Origin of the sequence: Candidatus Phytoplasma asteris, assembly GCF_038505995.1 — a bacterium.
Classification (GTDB): Bacteria; Bacillota_I; Bacilli_A; order Acholeplasmatales; family Acholeplasmataceae; genus Phytoplasma; species Phytoplasma asteris.
Genome location: NZ_CP128414.1, coordinates 240,430 through 258,270, shown reverse-complemented (window position 1 = coordinate 258,270; position 17,841 = coordinate 240,430). Strand labels below are relative to the sequence as shown.

Genomic DNA, 17,841 nt, shown 5'->3' with positions numbered 1-17,841 from the left:
AATATATTCTGGGGCGGCTAGTGGGAATCGAACCCACGCATATCGGCGCCACAAGCCGCCGCGTTAACCACTTCGCCATAACCGCCAAATAATTTTAATAATTAAAATTCCATAACATAGAATATTATACCTTGATTTTGTTAATTTGTAAAGTAAAAAAGTTAGGTTGATTGTTTTTATAAGTTTTTTGCAGTCAATATTTTTGGTGGCGATGTTTAAAAAAGATTTGAGGGAATAAATTGAGATAAAAAATGTGCATTCCAAAAACCTCAAAAGAAAAAAAGATAAGTCTAAAAAGTTCCAAAAACAAATGCCAAAAAAACGCAAAAAACAAATGCAAAAAAAACAAATTACCAAAACATTTCCCAACAACAAGCCCTTAAAAAACAAGTTCTTAAAAAAATAATATGAGCGATGAAATTATGGAAATTATTTTTATCAAAATGAAACTGACTTTGCAAACTAACAAAAAATAGCTAATTTTAGTTGGCGGAGGAAGAGGGATTCGAACCCTCGCATCTTTTGGATCTACACGCTTTCCAAGCGTGCCTCTTCGGCCACTTGAGTATTCCTCCAAAAAGCCCCAAAACTATAAAAGTGATTGGGTTTGTGATTTAATTATTAGCCACAACAGCAAAAACATTCTTGCTGATCGTCTTTATCTTGATTAGTTTGATTTTGTTGTAAACGCAAAACATCTTGAGCAATAGCAAGTTCTTCATTGGTAGGAACAACAAAAGCTTTGATTGCAGAATCAAAAGTTGTAATAAGTTCTTGTTTGCCTTGAACTTTGTTTTTTTCTTCGTCTAACTTAATTCCTAAAACTGATAAACGTTTAATAATTTCAGAACGGAAAAAAGAAGAATTTTCGCCAATACCAGCTGTAAATACTAAAGCATCAACGCCTTTTAATAATACGTAATAACTAGCAATATAATCAACTATACGCTTAACTTGGATGTCGTGTGACAAAATGGCTTGCTGGTTGCCTTCTTTAATGCTTGCCAAAATATCACGAGTGTCATTAGAAATACCTGATACTCCTAAATAACCTGATTTTTTATTCAAATCATCGATAACACAAGCAACAGTTTTGTTTTCTTTTTCAGCTATAAATTTCACTACTGCAGGATCAATATTGCCACTACGAGTTCCCATAGGAACCCCTTCTAACGGAGTAAAACCCATAGAAGTATCAACTGATTTACCAGAATCAACTGCACATAAAGAAACGCCGTTGCCAGCATGACAAATAATGATTTTGGCGTTTTTTTTACCCAAAATTTGTTGCATTTGCTCAGTTATATATTTATAAGATGTACCATGAGCTCCGTATTTTCTAATTTGGTATTTTTGGTACCAGTAATAAGGAGTGGCGTATAAAAAATTAACTGCGGGCATACTTTGATGAAAAGTAGTATCAAAAACAGCTACTTGAAAAACTTGGGGAAGTACTTTTTGAAAAGCTTTAATACTTATGATGTTTGCAGGATTGTGTAAGGGAGCTAGGTCGCATAAACTTTCAATTTGAGCAAGAGTTTTTTCAGTTAAAACAGCAGAATCGCTAAATATTTCTCCACCTTGAACTACGCGGTGCCCTACTCCTTCGATTTCTTCCAAAGTATTAATAACTTTTTTTTGAATCAAAGCATCTAGCAATAACTCTACTGCTGTTTGATGATTTAGCACTTCTAATACTTGTTTGTCTTTTTTGTCTTTGGTCTTCATTGTAAAAACAGCCTGATTGCTACCGATTCTTTCAACTAAACCTGAAACAATTACTTCTTGTTGTGGCATTTCTAATAATTGAAATTTTAAAGAAGAACTACCAGAATTTACCGACATAATTTTCATATATTTTTCTCCGTTTTTTGATGTGTAATAATTTATTTTTTGTTTGTATATTAATTTTAATTGTTGTTTGACTTAATTTTTTTGGGTTGAGTTTGGGATTGGGATTTTAATTATTTGTTATTTGATTTATTTTTATTTTTAATTAATAATTTCTTTTAATGAGTGGAATTATTTTTGGGTTTGTAATTATTTGTTTGCAAGTTTGATTTCTTTTTATTGTTGGAAATTTTTCAATTTGTTATTAATTGTTTGGCAAAATTTCAAGCAAACGATATATGCCCCAAGCATGAAAACAAGTTCCTGCCATAACAAAAAGATGCCAAATAAAATGAAAATATTTTTTATTATCTTTAACATAAAAATAGATGCCTAAACTGTAAAAAACACCGCCCAGTAAAACAAAATGAAAAATATTGGCTTTCCACATTGCAGGCACTAACAAAAGCCCACTCCATCCAAGCAAAACATAAAAGATTAAATGAATGATTTTTCCTTTATTCATCCAAAAAACTTTACATATAATACCTGAAAAAGCCAAAATACATTGGCAAACAAAAAAGCATTGTCCTTTGGAAATTGGCACATTTGATTGAGGAAATAAGGGTTTTTGCAATTCTGGCAAAAGTAACAAAATAGGGGCAAAAGTTCCCCAAATTAATAAATAAATACTAATGTGATCGGTCTTTTGAAAAAAATTATGAGCTTTGGTAAAGGATAAAGAATGATACAAAGTACTCATCAAATAAAGAATAATCATCGATATGCTAAAAACAAGTACAATATAACCGTTAGGATTTGACATTACAGAGGCTTTAAGACAAAAACAAACAAGAATAAAAACTCCTAAAGGAATCATTAAACCATGGGAAATTGCATTGGCAATTTCTTCGCCCAAAGTTTGTTTATCACTTGGTTTAGTAGCCCATTTCACAATAAAACTCCCTTCTTGCTTGGAATATGTAGCAATTACTGAGATTATAAAAAGTTTAGAAATTAAATAAGTTATAAGGAAAATAAGGAAACATTTAAAAATAATAATTAACTTTATTAAATAATTTATAAATTAGATTAAGTTGTAATAAAAACTAATTCTTATATATTTTACCACATAAAAGTAGTTGCTAAACTAAATTTGTAAATTGACAAAAGATAAAATATGAATTTTTCAACATTTCAAAATATAATAATGTATAGTCAGTAAATAATAGTATAATATTTAAGGAAACTAGTTTTCCATAGAAAGGATTTTGTTATTTTTCATGAAATCTATTCAAACTAAATACTACAAGTATTTAATAATTATCACATTTATTATCGCACTAATAATTTTGTTATCTGCAATTATTTTTATTAAACAAAAAATAAATCTGTTCCTAATGCAAAATTAAGCCACATCCTTCCTGAAATCAAACCCGATACCAAGACAAACATTATTGAACATTATTTAGGTCTCAATCCTAATTTAGAAAATTTAAAAACCGAATTTAGAAAAATAAACCCTGATTGGAACCAAGAAGTTTTTGCTTATAATTATCATATGCTTTCTAAAAGTAATGCAAATCAAAAAATTACTGATGCTATCCAACACAAAATTTTTGCTATTTTTTTAAACTTTAATGATGAAAAAATGAAATCATACCAAACCCAAAATAATCTTTTAGATGCCTTAAATCAAAATCAAAACAATAAAATGCATATTTTTTGGAAAAAAGAAAAACCAAATACCGAACTTATATTAGCTTTAAAAGACCAATTATTGCATAACACAAATAAATGGCAACAAACAGCAACAAATATTTTGGATAAAATACAAACCTATATTAATAATGATATAGATCAAATATTAAAAAATCAACTAAGCTTGCTTGAAAAAAATAAAATTATAATTGATATGAATGCAGGCAAACTCAAAATCACAGACATTAAGATTTTATAAAACAAAATTTGATGGCTAATGCAAATGCCAAACTTGAATCTAATCCAGAACAAAATATTTTAATAAAACAATTAAGAAAACAATCTTTTAATTTAATGGAGTTAAGAAACAAATTCCAAACTCTCAAAAAAATAATTCAAAAAATAGCTCAAAATGGTAATATAACTACCATATTTCAAAAAGATATGCAAGAATTAGAAACTCTTATAAAAACAACTATATTAGAAATTATAAATGAATCTGATAAATTAAATATATAATTTGGTAAATGACTAATTATTTTTCAAATCCATTTTTTTCCTCAATTCTTCCAAAACTTGATCTACAATAACTTTCACTTGAGGATTGACAAAAAGAATCTGATTTTTAACTTCAAAATGAGTTTTTTTACTACAATTTTTCAAAATCACAATTTTTAATTTATCAATATTAACTTTTTTCAACATTCTTCTAATTTTTTGTTCTTTAGCTTGTCTTTTTAACATGAATATCGCCTTTTCGTTTTATTTTTATTAATAAATTATTTTTAGTTCATCAAATAAAATAATATAAGTTAGTTTTTTAATGCCGTTTTTGCATTTCAGCTTTTATTTTAATCTTTTAGACATAAATTTTGGCTTGATTTTATCTTTACCATATTTGGTTTGCTTTTTTACCTTTATAAAGATATTATACAACTTTTAAAATAACTTTTTTATATTTTGTCATTATTGTCATTATTTTTTAATATATTTAACTAATTTTCACCTCCACTTTAACCCTGTCCGTAAAACTTTATCCCTTTACCAAGATAAACAGAATAATGATAAAGTCAAGGAAGCCGAATATAATAAAAGAACCAGCGATGACTGGTGATAAAAATTTTAACAACTTCCAATATGTTAAAATATAAAGGAATAAAAATTAAATGAGCTTTCATATGATATTTAAATCACAAAAATATTTACTAATATTTAATATTATTTTATTTATTTGTTTAGGATTGTTATTAATAAATAATAATAATAAAGTTATGGCAATGGACAAATTAAATAATGAATTAATTAAAGAAACAAATATTAATAAATGTCAAGAACAAATTCAGCAATTAGAACAAATATCAAAATATAGTAAAGAAGATGAAAAAATAAACAATGATAATTTGGAAAAACAAAAAAACCATTTTTTTAAATTGTTTATAAAACAAATAGTTATAAAATTGATGTTTATAGAAATTAATATAAATTTTTAAAAACAAACCAAGCAAACAAAAATATCCAAATTTACAATTATACTCAACAAAAAATTAAAGAAAAACACCAAATTAAAATCCTTTAAATAATGATGCACCTTAATCATTTTTTTTCAATATTCAATTCATAAAGTTGTATAATAGTGAATATTATTCAAACTTTCATATTTGATAATTTATAACCATTATCATAGGGGATAAAAAAAATTAATGAATACTAGTAATTTTTTAAAAACACAATATAAAAATAATATCTTATTTAAACTAAACTATCTCTACATTATAATCCCATCTGAGGGATAAAAAATAAAAAAAGGAAATCAAAAAAATGGAAATTAAATCATTTATTTTAATAATAAGTTTAATTTTGAATGTTATTTTAATACTTTTCTCCATAATTAAAACAATACAATGTAACAAAAAATTAAAATTCGAAGATTTGACTAAAAAAGAATTTGAATTAAAATGTGTTGAATTAATATGTTCAGGAGAAATAAGTTTTGAAAATAATAAAAAAGTTTTAAAAGCAATGCAAAAGTTGCACAAAGAAATATTTTTAGATACAATTCCTAAAAAAAAAGAATAATCACAAACCAAGACCCTTCCAGGGTCTTTTTTTATTTAACAACACACATAACTTTGGAAAGGAAACAAAAACAATGTTCATAAAAAAAATCTTTCAATCTTTACCTAGTAATCTCATCTTTTTCATCATCACTCTACTTTCATTTATTCCAATTATCACCATTTATTATGTTCTTAAATTCTATCTTTTCACTGTCAAACTAAGTCTTCACCAACTAAAACAAGGAATAGTGGTTCAATTTTATCAATATTTAACTACGAAGCAACCAAATCATCATGTGGAATTTAATTAATACTTGGTTAACTAAACTAAATAACATGCTTAATGCTATCAGTCATTATTTCTTCACTTATCAAAATCAATGGTTAAACTTAGGTTTATTAACGATTATTTTATTATTTATCCCTCATCTTTTATATTTAATTGATTTTCTTTTTAAATGTCTTTATCATCTTTTTCGTTTCTTTTATTATTTAGGAAAATATCTTTTATTCTTATTAAAGAAAATATTTAAGAAAGAATGAATATTATGAGAATCAAAAACTTAAATCAACGCACTAAATTATGGTACCAACATCGAAAAAAATACATCAACGCTTCTGAAATCGCTTCCATTACGAGTTTAGATCCCTTTCGTTCCATGGAACAATTAGTTCATGATAAACTCTTTGGCACCACTTTTACCTCTAATCAATATACTCTTCATGGACAAAAACTAGAACCCATCGCACGTCAATTTTTCATTCAAAAAACCAAATTAACCTTTGAAGACGCTATTTTTATGGATGATTATCACCAACAATTTTCCGCTTCTTTAGATGGTTATAATTCTCAAACCAATACTTTATTAGAAATTAAATGTCCTTTTGTTAATGAAAACCAAGAAATATCATCCACTTGGACTAGTTTTTTAAACAATCCCTATCTAGAAAATATCCCTCAATACTACTGGGCCCAAGTTCAATGTCAACTCTACTGTTCTCAAGCGAACTTAGCTTACTTTTTAGTTTATTTCAATAATGATGATTTTCATGTTGTTCGGATTTATCAAGATAAAACATTTATCACTAAAATGATTAAAGATAGTCAAAAATATTTAGAATTACTACACAAAACAAAACAAGAATTATTACAAACAACTTATTTAAAACAATTAAGTAAAATTAAATAATTAATATTTTTAGACCTTCAATTTGAAGGTCTTTTTTTTATGCCCAAATTAAAAATCAAAGGAGAAAAAAATGACGAAATTAATCGTTTTTTAAGGACTCGACGGGAGTGGAAAAACTTCTCTTATCAATTCTCTTCAACCCCAATTAAAAACCCCTCATCAACTTTATCAAGGTTTAGGGAGCAGTTCTATTGGGAAGGAAATTAGAGATTTATTTTTAAATTTTCAACAAGTAGATTATCTCACTCGTTTTTATTTAAGTCTCGCGAATATGGCTCAAATCCAAGCGGAATTATTTAAAAACAACCAATTAATCATCTTAGACCGTTGGTTACCATCCGCTTATGCTTATCAATTATTTCCTTTTTCCAAGTAAAAGAAACAACTTCCCCCTTTAAAAAAGATCTTTAAGTTGAATCATGAAACTATCTTAAAAAAACCCGATTTATTAATTTATTTAGATATCGATCCTCTCATCGGAAGAACTAGAAAGAAAAAACAAAAAAACCATCAAAGAGATCTCATTGAAAGACAATCATTAACTTATTTTCAAACCGTTCGTCAAGGATACAATCATTATCTCACTCATTATACTAGTGGAGTTAATAAATTAATTTTAAACGGAAGTGATTCTATCAAATCCAATGTCAAACAAATTATTAAACAAATAGGAGTACTATCAAATGGCGATCATAACTAAAAAGACCTGTCAAAACAGCAATACTTACATCTATTTTTCTAATGGAAAAATCAAAACCATTCATAAAGATGGCACCATTACCTGGAAAACAAAAAGAATTTTTAAAACTAAAAAAACCAACAAAAGACCTTAATTTAAAGGTCTTTTTTTATTTAAAGAAAGGAATATCAAATGTTAAATAACCAAGATTTTTTTAATATTCAAAAATTTAATACTAATATCCAAACTGTGGAAATCTTAAAATGTTTTTTTAACAAAGATACCTTTAATCTTTCTATTAACGAATATATGAAAACCAATTACCAACAATTAAACCATTATTTTAACCAAAATAACATCAACTCTCAAAGTCAAAAAGTAATCCGTGGTAAAATCAATGAATATCTTATTTTACTCTATTTTCAAAACCAAGGAATCATTCATTTATATCCTCAAGCTTATTTATTCTTCATCCCCGACATTAAATTTGATTTAGTGTTATTTACGAAAAATAAACGGATTATCGCTTTTAATTTTAAAACATGTCTTCGTGATCGCTATAAACAAGCCATGGTAGAAGGGCAACAATTAAAAAAACTCGATACTCGTTTTGAATTTTATTTATTAACCAACAACGAACCAGAAACTCAAAGACTAAACAACAAAATCAATCAAGGAAAAGTACAAGGCATTAATAAAGTAATTAACTTATTTTCCAATTCAGCCAATAATTTCTTACAAAACTTAATTACCACCAAATTCATCCCTTTTTCTAATATCAATATAATTAAAAAATAAAAAAAGGAGTTAATATAAAATGTTAACCAGCGAACAAAAAGCGTTAAAACAATTAATAAATTATATCGAACAAGGCCAATGGGAAAAGTTAGACCTTTATTGTCAAATAATCAACCCCAAAAATTTACTTGACCCCAAAAATACAAAAATATTTACAGCTTTAAAATATTTATTTTTAGAAAAACAAATATCTCATCCGTGGGACAAACCCACTACAAAACCCATTATTATCAAAGAGTTATTAACATATTTACAAACTAATTTCCCCCAAGATAATTTTACTTTAGATTATTTAAATTATTTAAATGATGATTTTAATAACCAAAATAATACTCATTTTTTAGACAATCTAAAACATACCTATACCCAAGAAAAATTATTTCAACAATTAATAAAAATCATTAGCCCCACATACGAAAACCAAGACCCCTACCACAAAAATTTATATTACCAAGAAATATTTGATAAATTAAGAAATTTTATCTCTTCAATTCCCCACAAATCCGACCAAACTTTATTAACTTTAAACCAAATGGCCTCTTTACATCCTGAATTTTTTGATACCGATCAACAATCAAGACAAAAAATCCAAGAAGAATATTACCGCTTATCAGAAACTTTTAAAGGTGCACTGTTACGTTTTTTTAGACAACTTTTGTCTTTAAAATTGTTCTTTAAAACTTAAAATTAAGTAGATAATTTCATATCTTTTCTAAAAATGTTTTTAGAGAGGAATTGAATGTTAAGACAAAAATTATTTAAAGATTTTTTAAAAAATAAAAAGAATTTAGAAATTCGCAATCAATTAATAGAACTTCATTTACCTTTAGTAAAAAAACTAATTTATCAATTTAAATATTACCCTAAATTTTTAACTAAAGAGGATTTATATCAAGAAGGGATTTTAGGATTAATCAAAGCCCTTAATAATTACCAAGATTTAGGCTATGACTTTGTTACTTACGCAACTCCAAAAATAAAATTTGCAATCAATGAACTAATAAGAAAAAGCCATTCACCTTCAATCCCACAAAAAACAACCAAACCAAATAATATCAGTTTTAAAGAAGAACAATACAAACAACCTAATTGGGATAAAATCCTTAATCCACATCAATTATGGCTAAAACAAGTAAAACATGAATTATTAATAAAAAAACTAAAAACTAAACTAAGCAAAAATGAATTCAATGTTATTTGTTTAAGTTTTGGCATCTCGCTAGAAAATAACAACGAACCTAATCAACAACCTCTAACCAATCATGCAATCGCGCAAAAACTTAATTTAAAACTCTCCCAAATTGAAGATTTAAAAGATAATGCAATTAGAAAACTAAACCCAAATATAAAACCTAATGATTTATTAGATGAATTTCAAATAAAAGAATTAAACGAAAAAGAACAAAAAGAGGAGATTTATAAAGATTTAAAAATAGATTTAGATAAAGATTTTTAATCTTTTTATGTGTATTTTATTTTACATTAAATAAATAAAAATTGTATTCCGCGGAATGTTAATTTTAATCAATTAATCAATTTTATAATACCTCTAAAACTCCTTATTTTATATCTATATTCAATTTTAAATTAAATTAAGTATAAAAAAGTATTCAAAGACGAGCAGAGCGAATTAGGCGGCCAGCCGAAGAACATTACAATTAATCTATTACACCCCTCCTATAAAGTCCCCTTTGGGGATTTAGGGGTTTTTTTTATATCAAAAATTCGCTAGGTTTTACGTTGGGGGGGAACTCTATACTAAAAAGGAAATGTTAGGCACTTTTTTTATTTTCCCTCGCGCCTTTACCGTGAGCATCGGTAAAGGAGTAGCGAGAGAACGAAAAAACCGCCTTTGCGTGAAGACGTAAAGGCGGTTGGAGAGTCCATAATTAAAAAAAGTAATTTATATTTATATTAATTTAATGTTTAGGAGGATAAGTAAAGAAATTTTGAGCTAAAGAGTTTCTGTACATATCAAGAGGCACAAAAATACTTTTTTTCCCTATTAAACGATTAGATATATCTTTTTTTATTTCTTCTAAAGTAGTTGAATCGTCTAAAATCCAATTAACAATAGCTATTTTAAGAAAATCATTTCTTCTTTTATCGGAAGGAATTAATACTTTTTCTTTAAAAATATCAAAATCTTCTTTTCTATATTCTTCTTTTACTGATATTTCTTGTTTTTGTTCTTTATTGCTATTAGAAACATCACAAGCAAAAGTATTATATTTTGAATTTGTTAAAATGTAACTTAGAGAAAATAAAATTAAACAAAACAAAATTTTTTTATTAATAAATTTAAATTTATTAAAAATTGATTTCATTTTTTAAATCTCCTATTTTTAATTTTTTTTAGAAAAAAGAGTTATAATATAAGTGTATTCAAGAACGACACTAATGAATTATTAATATTAACAGATAAAAAATGTTAAAATAATTAATGACTCTATTTATACGTTTGGTCGTTCTTGCGTATATGTAGGGTCATTTTTGTTATATTAATCCCACATTAAAAAAGTATAAAAAAATAGTTATGTAAATCCCAATTTTCTCAAAGACCAAAGATTTATATAACTATCATGAAAGGATGCATTAAATGCAAAACCTTAATTTAAACATAAGCGCATTTATTGATAAAATAAATGATTACGCTATCTTTATTATATCATTTTAAAGAATATTTTTAACAACATTATTGCCATCAGAAATGTTAGTTTTAGTTTATTTGATATCCCAAATTCTATAGGAATAATATTGAGTTTCGTTTTATCTATATTTTACATTTTAATCTTTATCACTTTATTATGTTTTTTAGGTTCTATCTTTAACATTATAAAAAAAATAATAAAATATACTATTTATTGCCCAATTAAATATTTTATTTTAGGAATATATTATTTTATACTATTATTAAAATATTTATTTACTCCTAAATCAAATTCAGAACAACCAGTTGAAACTAATAACTTGAATCTAGATGAATTAAAACAATTAAATAAAAAAATATCAGATTTAGAATACAAACTTAATTTACAAAAAAAACAAAATTTTATTAAACCAATATATAATCAAAATTATAAAAAAAAGGATTAAAATTATGCAAACCAATAATCAAAAAAAATTGAAAAATAAAATATTTATCATTTGGGGTTTATTTATTAGTGGAGTTATCCTGGTTCTTTTAATCTTTCTTTTATTAGCTATTAATAAACCCCAACCTAAAACTGATAACCAAAATCAACCTACTTTAACATCTAAAACTAATCCTCAACAAGAACAAGAAACATATAATGCTATTCTTAGAAAAATAGAATCTGAAGTTGATGAATTAACAACTGAAAAAGAAATAGTTTATAAACAAGATGGTAAAATTATAGATCATATTAAAATATTAGATTCTCAAACTAAAAAATTAATTAAAATAATTTCTTATCATGATGATGGTAAAATTATTACCTCTATTAAGGAATACAACCCCGAAGGTAAACTAAGCAAATTAACATTTTATCTATTAGATGGTAAAACTATTTCTTCTATTAATGAAATCAACTCCGAAGGCAAAATAATCAAAACAACATATTATAACCCAGACGGAATTGTTAAAGAAATAATAAATCGTTAATAATGAATAAAAAAAGAAAAATTATATTAATAATTTGGACTATATTTATTGCAATTATTCTTTTAATTCTGTTATTCCTTTTAGGTTTAAGATTACCTAAATTATTTAAATCAATTCAAGATAATAATAAAGTTGAAACCCAATCTCAATATCAAACTCAATATATCCATGATACTAATAAAGTTAATAATATAATTGGATTAATTAATTCTTTAAAACGTTTAAAAGAATTAAAAAACCAAAAACAACAATTAAAACCTCAAACTGAAAAACAAGAACAAGAACAAGAACAAGAGCAATATCAATTTGATTGGAACTCAAATTATGATAACGATGAAAATAAATTAGTTAAAGATATCGCAGTAGTAACTCTAGCTACAGGTGCAGTTGTAATTGGTTGTGTAGTTCTAGCTCCTATTTTTGCCTCTGTAGGCCCAATAGCAGCTCCTGTTGCCTTATTACTTTAATATAAATAGAAAGGAGAAATAAAATGTTAAACAAAGTCCAATTAATAGGTAATATCACCCATGACTTAGAGCCAACACATATTAATACTAATGAAGGTCAAATACCTAAAGTTAATTTTCAATTAGCAGTTAATAATAAAGATACAGCCCAATTTATACCATGTGTAGTTTTTAGAAACCAAGCTGAAAACATGAGTATGTATTTACATAAAGGTTCAAAAGTATATGTAGAAGGAACGTTGTCAATTAAAAAATATACTAATAACGAAGGCGAAAACAAAACTGCTACTAAAGTAATAGTTAAAAAAGTTATTTTTTTAGATAGTAAAGATAAATAAAATAAAGGCCCCTATTAAATTAAAATATAAAATTATGACCCTACATATACGCAAGAACGACCAAACGTATAAATAGAGTCATTAATTATTTTAACATTTTTTATCTGTTAATATTAATAATTCATTAGTGTCGTTCTTGAATACACTTATATTATAACTCTTTTTTCTAAAAAAAATTAAAAATAGGAGATTTAAAAAATGAAATCAATTTTTAATAAATTTAAATTTATTAATAAAAAAATTTTGTTTTGTTTAATTTTATTTTCTCTAAGTTACATTTTAACAAATTCAAAATATAATACTTTTGCTTGTAATGTTTCTAATAGCAATAAAGAACAAAAACAAGAAATATCAGTAAAAGAAGAATATAGAAAAGAAGATTTTGATATTTTTAAAGAAAAAGTATTAATTCCTTCCGATAAAAGAAGAAATGATTTTCTTAAAATAGCTATTGTTAATTGGATTTTAGACGATTCAACTACTTTAGAAGAAATAAAAAAAGATATATCTAATCGTTTAATAGGGAAAAAAAGTATTTTTGTGCCTCTTGATATGTACAGAAACTCTTTAGCTCAAAATTTCTTTACTTATCCTCCTAAACATTAAATTAATATAAATATAAATTACTTTTTTTAATTATGGACTCTCCAACCGCCTTTACGTCTTCACGCAAAGGCGGTTTTTTCGTTCTCTCGCTACTCCTTTACCGATGCTCACGGTAAAGGCGCGAGGGAAAATAAAAAAAGTGCCTAACATTTCCTTTTTAGTATAGAGTTCCCCCCCCAACGTAAAACCTAGCGAATTTTTGATATAAAAAAAACCCCTAAATCCCCAAAGGGGACTTTATAGGAGGGGTGTAATAGGTTAATTGTAATGTTCTTCGGCTGGCCGCCTAATTCGCTCTGCTCGTCTTTGAATACTTTTTTATACTTAATTTAATTTAAAATTGAATATAGATATAAAATAAGGAGTTTTAGAGGTATTATAAAATTGATTAATTGATTAAAATTAACATTCCGCGGAATACAATTTTTATTTATTTAATGTAAAATAAAATACACATAAAAAGATTAAAAATCTTTATCTAAATCTATTTTTAAATCTTTATAAATCTCCTCTTTTTGTTCTTTTTCGTTTAATTCTTTTATTTGAAATTCATCTAATAAATCATTAGGTTTTATATTTGGGTTTAGTTTTCTAATTGCATTATCTTTTAAATCTTCAATTTGGGAGAGTTTTAAATTAAGTTTTTGCGCGATTGCATGATTGGTTAGAGGTTGTTGATTAGGTTCGTTGTTATTTTCTAGCGAGATGCCAAAACTTAAACAAATAACATTGAATTCATTTTTGCTTAGTTTAGTTTTTAGTTTTTTTATTAATAATTCATGTTTTACTTGTTTTAGCCATAATTGATGTGGATTAAGGATTTTATCCCAATTAGGTTGTTTGTATTGTTCTTCTTTAAAACTGATATTATTTGGTTTGGTTGTTTTTTGTGGGATTGAAGGTGAATGGCTTTTTCTTATTAGTTCATTGATTGCAAATTTTATTTTTGGAGTTGCGTAAGTAACAAAGTCATATCCTAAATCTTGGTAATTATTAAGGGCTTTGATTAATCCTAAAATCCCTTCTTGATATAAATCCTCTTTAGTTAAAAATTTAGGGTAATATTTAAATTGATAAATTAGTTTTTTTACTAAAGGTAAATGAAGTTCTATTAATTGATTGCGAATTTCTAAATTCTTTTTATTTTTTAAAAAATCTTTAAATAATTTTTGTCTTAACATTCAATTCCTCTCTAAAAACATTTTTAGAAAAGATATGAAATTATTTTTTTAGTCTTTGAAACAAAAAAAGACTAACTTAATAGTTAGTCTTAAAGAATTTTTAAAAAGCAAAAAAGTGTCTAAACTTTTGGAACACCTCAAACCTTTATCTTTTCGTTTAGTAAATTATTGTAAAAAGCAAAATATCGATACAACAAAATTAATCGAATATGGTTTTATCAAAGATAAAACCAATCAACAAAATAAAACATATTATCACGATACTTTTCATGGTTCCATCATTATCCCCATTGAAAACGGATATAATAAAACATTTCATTTTTATCAAAATAACTTTCGCGAAGTTTCTTATTTCCAACCTAAATATAAATCACTCAATAATTTTAGTCAAACAACTACTTTTCATTTCAGTTATCGTTTTTTTGAAGCGTTACCTTCTATTAAACAAACGAAAACCATCATTATTCATGAAGGTTTTTTCGATGTCATTAGTTGTTGGCAAAACGGGATTAAAAACGTTGTCGGTCTCATTTGTGTCACTCAACTACTTTCTAAATCACAAATAGAAATTCTTAAAAAAGAAAAAATCAAAGTCATTATCGCTTTAGATAACGATGAAACAGGTCAAAAACGCAGTGAAGCCTTAGGAGAACAACTTAAAGAAGAAAATATTATTTACGAAATTAGACGCATTTTACCACCTTATGATAAAACTTTTAAAGATGTTGATGATTTATTACGCCAATTCGGAAAAGAAGCATATCAAAAATGTTTTTTAGACCCATACATTACTTATGAAGAGGCCAAAAATAAAATCATAGTCGATTTAGCTATTTATTTTTTTGGAAAAGACAAAGTAGAAATAATTGATTAAAATTATTGCTTTTTAACTAATATATTAAACCTTACATGTATAATAACATTAACATACCCCCAAACACACGCATATACCCCTAAATTTTGCGATTTTATTTTCGCAACTTAGGGGATTTTTATTTTTATAACAAAAAACCAAATAAAAAGGAGAAAAAAATGAAAAACGAAACAAATCAAGGAATCATTAGGGGCGGTTGGGAAACAAAATCAACCCCCAACGACTTAGTTCAAATCAAAAACTTTTTACAAATATTAAAAGGAGAATTATTAAATATTACAATTGTTTATCATTCTAAAAAGAAAAATTCCTATCAACAAGCAAACTACCGCCCAAAAAACCAAACTCTATTTGTAGACCCACAAATCTTAGATGAAATGAAAAAGTATAGAATAGAAATAATCAAAACTCACTCTACCGAAAACAATAATAATAATCAAACCCTAACCAACCCCATATCACCCCCAAAATGCCAAAACAATACCCTTAAAACACATTTCCCTATCTTCCAAATTAATTATCTCAACGAACAAAAAGACTATATTAAAGAATTAATAAGTAAGATAACCATAGACAAACTAGACACTTTAAAATTATATAAATTAGATGACAAAAAAGTAGATAAATATAACAATCCTATAAAAACAAATTATAAAAAAGGATTAAATGTTATTTATTATCAATTGGAAGATTTAAAACACATCAAATTATTTTTAACAAAAGATAAACAAGGTTATCGGGTGAAAAAGCTACGTCCTGATTATAAAAGATATTTAAAAAAAGACAAATCATAAAATAATTAATTTATTTTTTAACTCATCATTTTATCATCCTTTACTCATCATTTTATCATCCTTCACTCATCGTTTTATCATCCTTCACTCATCGTTTTATCATCATTTGTCTTTTAAAATAATCTATATAAAGATTAACTCATTTAAGGAGTGATATTTGATATTTTATATCGATAATTATAATGATACTCGATATTTGATATTATCGAATTATCATTTTTCATATCATTATTATTTATCGATATCATAAAAACCTCTTTTAGGTAATTTTATTTTTTTAATTTATTTCAATCATTAAATAAACTTTAATTTTTAAATTAACAGCCTTACCAAGTATTATTATTAGTATTATAAAAAACAAAAATATCAACGTGCTGAAGCACTTATTTATCAAATAAAAAATCTTTAGAGTTATAATAGTAAATATATAAATATATATATAAAATAATTTATTTAGAGATTTGGTATTTTAATTATGAAATTAGAAAAACTTCATCAAAAAGTTAAATTATTACAAAAAATAATTGAAAAGATTAAAAAAATTGATAAAAAGATTGTTTTTAATTTAGTTAATCAATTTAATCAAACTCTGAATTTAACCACCATTTTAAAAACGATTCAAATCAAAAGAAGTACTTATTATTATTGGTTAAAAGTTAAAAATAAACTAAAAGAAAAAGAAGAAAAATACTTGTTACAACAAAAACGTATTAAAGCTTTATGTTTGCATTATCAATATTTTTACGGTCATCGTAAAATTACTACTTTATACCAAAAAACCTTTAACGAGTTAATCACTAAGAAAAAAGTTTATAACATTATGAGAAAAAACGACATTAGTTGTCGTTTAAGAATCAAAAAACATTTTACTTATCGCAATTTAAAAAATAATCTTCAAGTGATTCCTAATTTAATCAATCAAAATTTTAATTCAACCAACCCCCTCCAAAAACTCTTTACTGATATCACTTATTTCAAAACTAATCAAGGTTTTTTATATTTTTCTTGCATCATAGACTCTTTTAACAACCAAATTATTGCTTCTCACACTTCAAACCACCAAAATAAAGATTTAGTTTTAAATACTATTAAAAAATTACCGAAAATTAGTAATCCTTGTATTATTCACTCCGATCAAGGAACAGTTTATCAATCATTAAAAATTCAACAAACTTTAACAAAAAAAGGTTTTTTAATCAGCATGTCAAGAAAAGCCACTCCCCGTGATAACGCAGTCATTGAAAACTTTTTCGGCCAAATGAAAACAATCTTACAACATCAAAATCCATTTTTATTTCAAAAATCACCTGAAAAAATTAAAAAATTAATCAATCATTTTCCAAAATTTTGGAATAATAAGTGGATTTTAAGTAAATTAAACCATTCAACTCCATTTCAATATTCTAAAAATCTGAGATAAATTTTTAATTGCATCAACATATAAAATAATATAACCTTGAAAAAGGTTACTTTAGTGCGCCTTTTTTAAAGAAAAATGTTAAATTTATATCAAATATCATTTTCTTTTCATTTTGTTGACGACTTTTTCACTTTTTTTACCTAACTAGATAGTGTAAAGATAAAATATTTAAAAAAATATCTTTTGAAACTAAAGAATTATCAAAAAAAATTTAGACACTTTTTTTAATTCAACAAAATATTTCCTTAGTTTGAAAAGATATGAAATTATCAACTTATTTT

General features: G+C 25.3%; 19 protein-coding genes, 2 tRNA genes and 6 pseudogenes. 20 read left to right on the top strand and 7 right to left on the bottom strand.

Going from position 1 to position 17,841, the window contains the following annotated elements:
• Nucleotides 1-9: 9 nt before the first annotated feature.
• The 4 genes from QN326_RS01475 to trhA all read right to left on the bottom strand — a co-directional run bounded on the left by QN326_RS01475 (nucleotide 10) and on the right by trhA (nucleotide 2,785).
• A tRNA-His gene (locus tag QN326_RS01475) sits at nucleotides 10-85 on the bottom strand.
• A 402-nt stretch (nucleotides 86-487) separates the two neighbouring features.
• Nucleotides 488-575, bottom strand: a tRNA-Ser gene (locus QN326_RS01470).
• A 46-nt stretch (nucleotides 576-621) separates the two neighbouring features.
• Entirely contained in the window at nucleotides 622-1,854 is a 1,233-nt protein-coding gene (locus QN326_RS01465) for an acetate kinase (RefSeq protein ID WP_034172307.1), read from the bottom strand.
• A 241-nt stretch (nucleotides 1,855-2,095) separates the two neighbouring features.
• A complete protein-coding gene (trhA, locus tag QN326_RS01460) occupies nucleotides 2,096-2,785 on the bottom strand; it encodes a PAQR family membrane homeostasis protein TrhA (protein WP_034172327.1) in 690 nt (229 codons plus the stop codon).
• A 606-nt stretch (nucleotides 2,786-3,391) separates the two neighbouring features.
• Here trhA and QN326_RS01455 point away from each other — a divergent pair.
• A complete protein-coding gene (locus tag QN326_RS01455; protein ID WP_238568792.1) occupies nucleotides 3,392-3,790 on the top strand; it encodes a hypothetical protein in 399 nt (132 codons plus the stop codon).
• 11 nt (nucleotides 3,791-3,801) lie between these two features.
• Nucleotides 3,802-4,050 carry a hypothetical protein gene (locus QN326_RS01450; protein ID WP_238568791.1) on the top strand — a complete coding sequence of 83 codons (249 nt, stop codon included), beginning with the start codon at nucleotides 3,802-3,804 and terminating at the stop codon, nucleotides 4,048-4,050.
• Nucleotides 4,051-4,062: 12 nt separating this feature from the next.
• Here QN326_RS01450 and QN326_RS01445 read toward each other — a convergent pair whose 3' ends face one another.
• Complete coding sequence (locus QN326_RS01445) at nucleotides 4,063-4,275, bottom strand: hypothetical protein (protein WP_034172241.1); 213 nt, start codon at nucleotides 4,273-4,275, stop codon at nucleotides 4,063-4,065.
• 247 nt (nucleotides 4,276-4,522) lie between these two features.
• On the opposite strand from QN326_RS01445, the pseudogene QN326_RS01440 reads away from it, so the two are divergent.
• The 11 genes and pseudogenes from QN326_RS01440 to QN326_RS01390 all read left to right on the top strand — a co-directional run.
• Nucleotides 4,523-4,645 (top strand): annotated as a pseudogene (locus QN326_RS01440) (effector); the annotation flags it as partial.
• Nucleotides 4,646-4,709: 64 nt separating this feature from the next.
• Nucleotides 4,710-5,021, top strand: coding sequence for an SVM family protein (locus QN326_RS01435; protein WP_342386733.1), 312 nt, complete (start codon nucleotides 4,710-4,712; stop codon nucleotides 5,019-5,021).
• 367 nt (nucleotides 5,022-5,388) lie between these two features.
• Nucleotides 5,389-5,607, top strand: coding sequence for a hypothetical protein (locus QN326_RS01430; protein ID WP_342386732.1), 219 nt, complete (start codon nucleotides 5,389-5,391; stop codon nucleotides 5,605-5,607).
• A 73-nt stretch (nucleotides 5,608-5,680) separates the two neighbouring features.
• Complete coding sequence (locus QN326_RS01425) at nucleotides 5,681-5,899, top strand: hypothetical protein (protein WP_342386731.1); 219 nt, start codon at nucleotides 5,681-5,683, stop codon at nucleotides 5,897-5,899.
• The gene (locus QN326_RS01420; RefSeq protein WP_034172262.1) at nucleotides 5,883-6,131 is read left to right on the top strand and encodes a hypothetical protein; all 249 of its coding nucleotides are present in this window, start codon (nucleotides 5,883-5,885) and stop codon (nucleotides 6,129-6,131) included. The genes QN326_RS01425 and QN326_RS01420 overlap by 17 nt, the downstream gene beginning before the upstream one ends.
• 5 nt (nucleotides 6,132-6,136) lie before the next feature.
• The gene (locus tag QN326_RS01415; RefSeq protein ID WP_342386781.1) at nucleotides 6,137-6,778 is read left to right on the top strand and encodes a lambda-exonuclease family protein; all 642 of its coding nucleotides are present in this window, start codon (nucleotides 6,137-6,139) and stop codon (nucleotides 6,776-6,778) included.
• 124 nt (nucleotides 6,779-6,902) lie between these two features.
• Nucleotides 6,903-7,478: pseudogene (locus QN326_RS01410) on the top strand (dTMP kinase).
• Entirely contained in the window at nucleotides 7,462-7,611 is a 150-nt protein-coding gene (locus tag QN326_RS01405) for a hypothetical protein (protein WP_342386448.1), read from the top strand. The pseudogene QN326_RS01410 and the gene QN326_RS01405 overlap by 17 nt, the downstream one beginning before the upstream one ends.
• A gap of 38 nt (nucleotides 7,612-7,649) precedes the next feature.
• Nucleotides 7,650-8,255 carry a hypothetical protein gene (locus QN326_RS01400; protein WP_342386730.1) on the top strand — a complete coding sequence of 202 codons (606 nt, stop codon included), beginning with the start codon at nucleotides 7,650-7,652 and terminating at the stop codon, nucleotides 8,253-8,255.
• 19 nt (nucleotides 8,256-8,274) lie between these two features.
• Nucleotides 8,275-8,883: pseudogene (locus QN326_RS01395) on the top strand (replicative DNA helicase); the annotation flags it as partial.
• A 111-nt stretch (nucleotides 8,884-8,994) separates the two neighbouring features.
• Nucleotides 8,995-9,606 (top strand): annotated as a pseudogene (locus QN326_RS01390) (sigma-70 family RNA polymerase sigma factor); the annotation flags it as partial.
• Between the two features lie 568 nt (nucleotides 9,607-10,174).
• On the opposite strand, the gene QN326_RS01385 reads toward QN326_RS01390, so the two are convergent.
• Nucleotides 10,175-10,582 (bottom strand): hypothetical protein, encoded by a 408-nt coding sequence (locus QN326_RS01385; protein ID WP_342386729.1) that lies wholly within the window; start codon nucleotides 10,580-10,582, stop codon nucleotides 10,175-10,177.
• A gap of 773 nt (nucleotides 10,583-11,355) precedes the next feature.
• Between QN326_RS01385 and QN326_RS01380 the strand changes: the two genes are divergently transcribed.
• The 4 genes from QN326_RS01380 to QN326_RS01365 all read left to right on the top strand — a co-directional run bounded on the left by QN326_RS01380 (nucleotide 11,356) and on the right by QN326_RS01365 (nucleotide 13,291).
• Nucleotides 11,356-11,880, top strand: a complete 525-nt coding sequence (locus QN326_RS01380) for a DUF2963 domain-containing protein (RefSeq protein WP_013100863.1) — start codon at nucleotides 11,356-11,358, stop codon at nucleotides 11,878-11,880.
• 2 nt (nucleotides 11,881-11,882) lie between these two features.
• Entirely contained in the window at nucleotides 11,883-12,347 is a 465-nt protein-coding gene (locus tag QN326_RS01375; protein WP_342386728.1) for a hypothetical protein, read from the top strand.
• Between the two features lie 23 nt (nucleotides 12,348-12,370).
• On the top strand, nucleotides 12,371-12,685 hold the full coding sequence (locus QN326_RS01370) for a single-stranded DNA-binding protein (protein WP_342386727.1): 315 nt from the start codon (nucleotides 12,371-12,373) through the stop codon (nucleotides 12,683-12,685).
• Between the two features lie 198 nt (nucleotides 12,686-12,883).
• Nucleotides 12,884-13,291 (top strand): hypothetical protein, encoded by a 408-nt coding sequence (locus QN326_RS01365; protein ID WP_342386726.1) that lies wholly within the window; start codon nucleotides 12,884-12,886, stop codon nucleotides 13,289-13,291.
• A gap of 569 nt (nucleotides 13,292-13,860) precedes the next feature.
• Here QN326_RS01365 and QN326_RS01360 read toward each other — a convergent pair.
• Nucleotides 13,861-14,472, bottom strand: a pseudogene (locus QN326_RS01360) (sigma-70 family RNA polymerase sigma factor); the annotation flags it as partial.
• A gap of 55 nt (nucleotides 14,473-14,527) precedes the next feature.
• Between QN326_RS01360 and QN326_RS01355 the strand changes: the two are divergent.
• The 3 genes and pseudogenes from QN326_RS01355 to QN326_RS01345 form a co-directional block, all read left to right on the top strand.
• A pseudogene (locus QN326_RS01355) lies at nucleotides 14,528-15,346 on the top strand (toprim domain-containing protein); the annotation flags it as partial.
• Nucleotides 15,347-15,504: 158 nt separating this feature from the next.
• Nucleotides 15,505-16,140 (top strand): hypothetical protein, encoded by a 636-nt coding sequence (locus QN326_RS01350; protein ID WP_342386725.1) that lies wholly within the window; start codon nucleotides 15,505-15,507, stop codon nucleotides 16,138-16,140.
• Between the two features lie 475 nt (nucleotides 16,141-16,615).
• A complete protein-coding gene (locus QN326_RS01345; RefSeq protein WP_342386724.1) occupies nucleotides 16,616-17,560 on the top strand; it encodes an IS3 family transposase in 945 nt (314 codons plus the stop codon).
• The last annotated feature ends 281 nt before the right edge of the window (nucleotides 17,561-17,841 follow it).

Coding starts and splice junctions, on each gene's coding strand:
- QN326_RS01465 (WP_034172307.1), bottom strand. CDS start 1,854: ATGAAAATTATGTCGGTAAATTCTGGTAGTTCTTCTTTAAAATTTCAA.
- QN326_RS01455 (WP_238568792.1), top strand. CDS start 3,392: ATGCTTTCTAAAAGTAATGCAAATCAAAAAATTACTGATGCTATCCAA.
- QN326_RS01450 (WP_238568791.1), top strand. CDS start 3,802: ATGGCTAATGCAAATGCCAAACTTGAATCTAATCCAGAACAAAATATT.
- QN326_RS01445 (WP_034172241.1), bottom strand. CDS start 4,275: ATGTTAAAAAGACAAGCTAAAGAACAAAAAATTAGAAGAATGTTGAAA.
- QN326_RS01435 (WP_342386733.1), top strand. CDS start 4,710: ATGATATTTAAATCACAAAAATATTTACTAATATTTAATATTATTTTA.
- QN326_RS01425 (WP_342386731.1), top strand. CDS start 5,681: ATGTTCATAAAAAAAATCTTTCAATCTTTACCTAGTAATCTCATCTTT.
- QN326_RS01420 (WP_034172262.1), top strand. CDS start 5,883: ATGTGGAATTTAATTAATACTTGGTTAACTAAACTAAATAACATGCTT.
- QN326_RS01415 (WP_342386781.1), top strand. CDS start 6,137: ATGAGAATCAAAAACTTAAATCAACGCACTAAATTATGGTACCAACAT.
- QN326_RS01405 (WP_342386448.1), top strand. CDS start 7,462: ATGGCGATCATAACTAAAAAGACCTGTCAAAACAGCAATACTTACATC.
- QN326_RS01400 (WP_342386730.1), top strand. CDS start 7,650: ATGTTAAATAACCAAGATTTTTTTAATATTCAAAAATTTAATACTAAT.
- QN326_RS01385 (WP_342386729.1), bottom strand. CDS start 10,582: ATGAAATCAATTTTTAATAAATTTAAATTTATTAATAAAAAAATTTTG.
- QN326_RS01380 (WP_013100863.1), top strand. CDS start 11,356: ATGCAAACCAATAATCAAAAAAAATTGAAAAATAAAATATTTATCATT.
- QN326_RS01375 (WP_342386728.1), top strand. CDS start 11,883: ATGAATAAAAAAAGAAAAATTATATTAATAATTTGGACTATATTTATT.
- QN326_RS01370 (WP_342386727.1), top strand. CDS start 12,371: ATGTTAAACAAAGTCCAATTAATAGGTAATATCACCCATGACTTAGAG.
- QN326_RS01365 (WP_342386726.1), top strand. CDS start 12,884: ATGAAATCAATTTTTAATAAATTTAAATTTATTAATAAAAAAATTTTG.
- QN326_RS01350 (WP_342386725.1), top strand. CDS start 15,505: ATGAAAAACGAAACAAATCAAGGAATCATTAGGGGCGGTTGGGAAACA.
- QN326_RS01345 (WP_342386724.1), top strand. CDS start 16,616: ATGAAATTAGAAAAACTTCATCAAAAAGTTAAATTATTACAAAAAATA.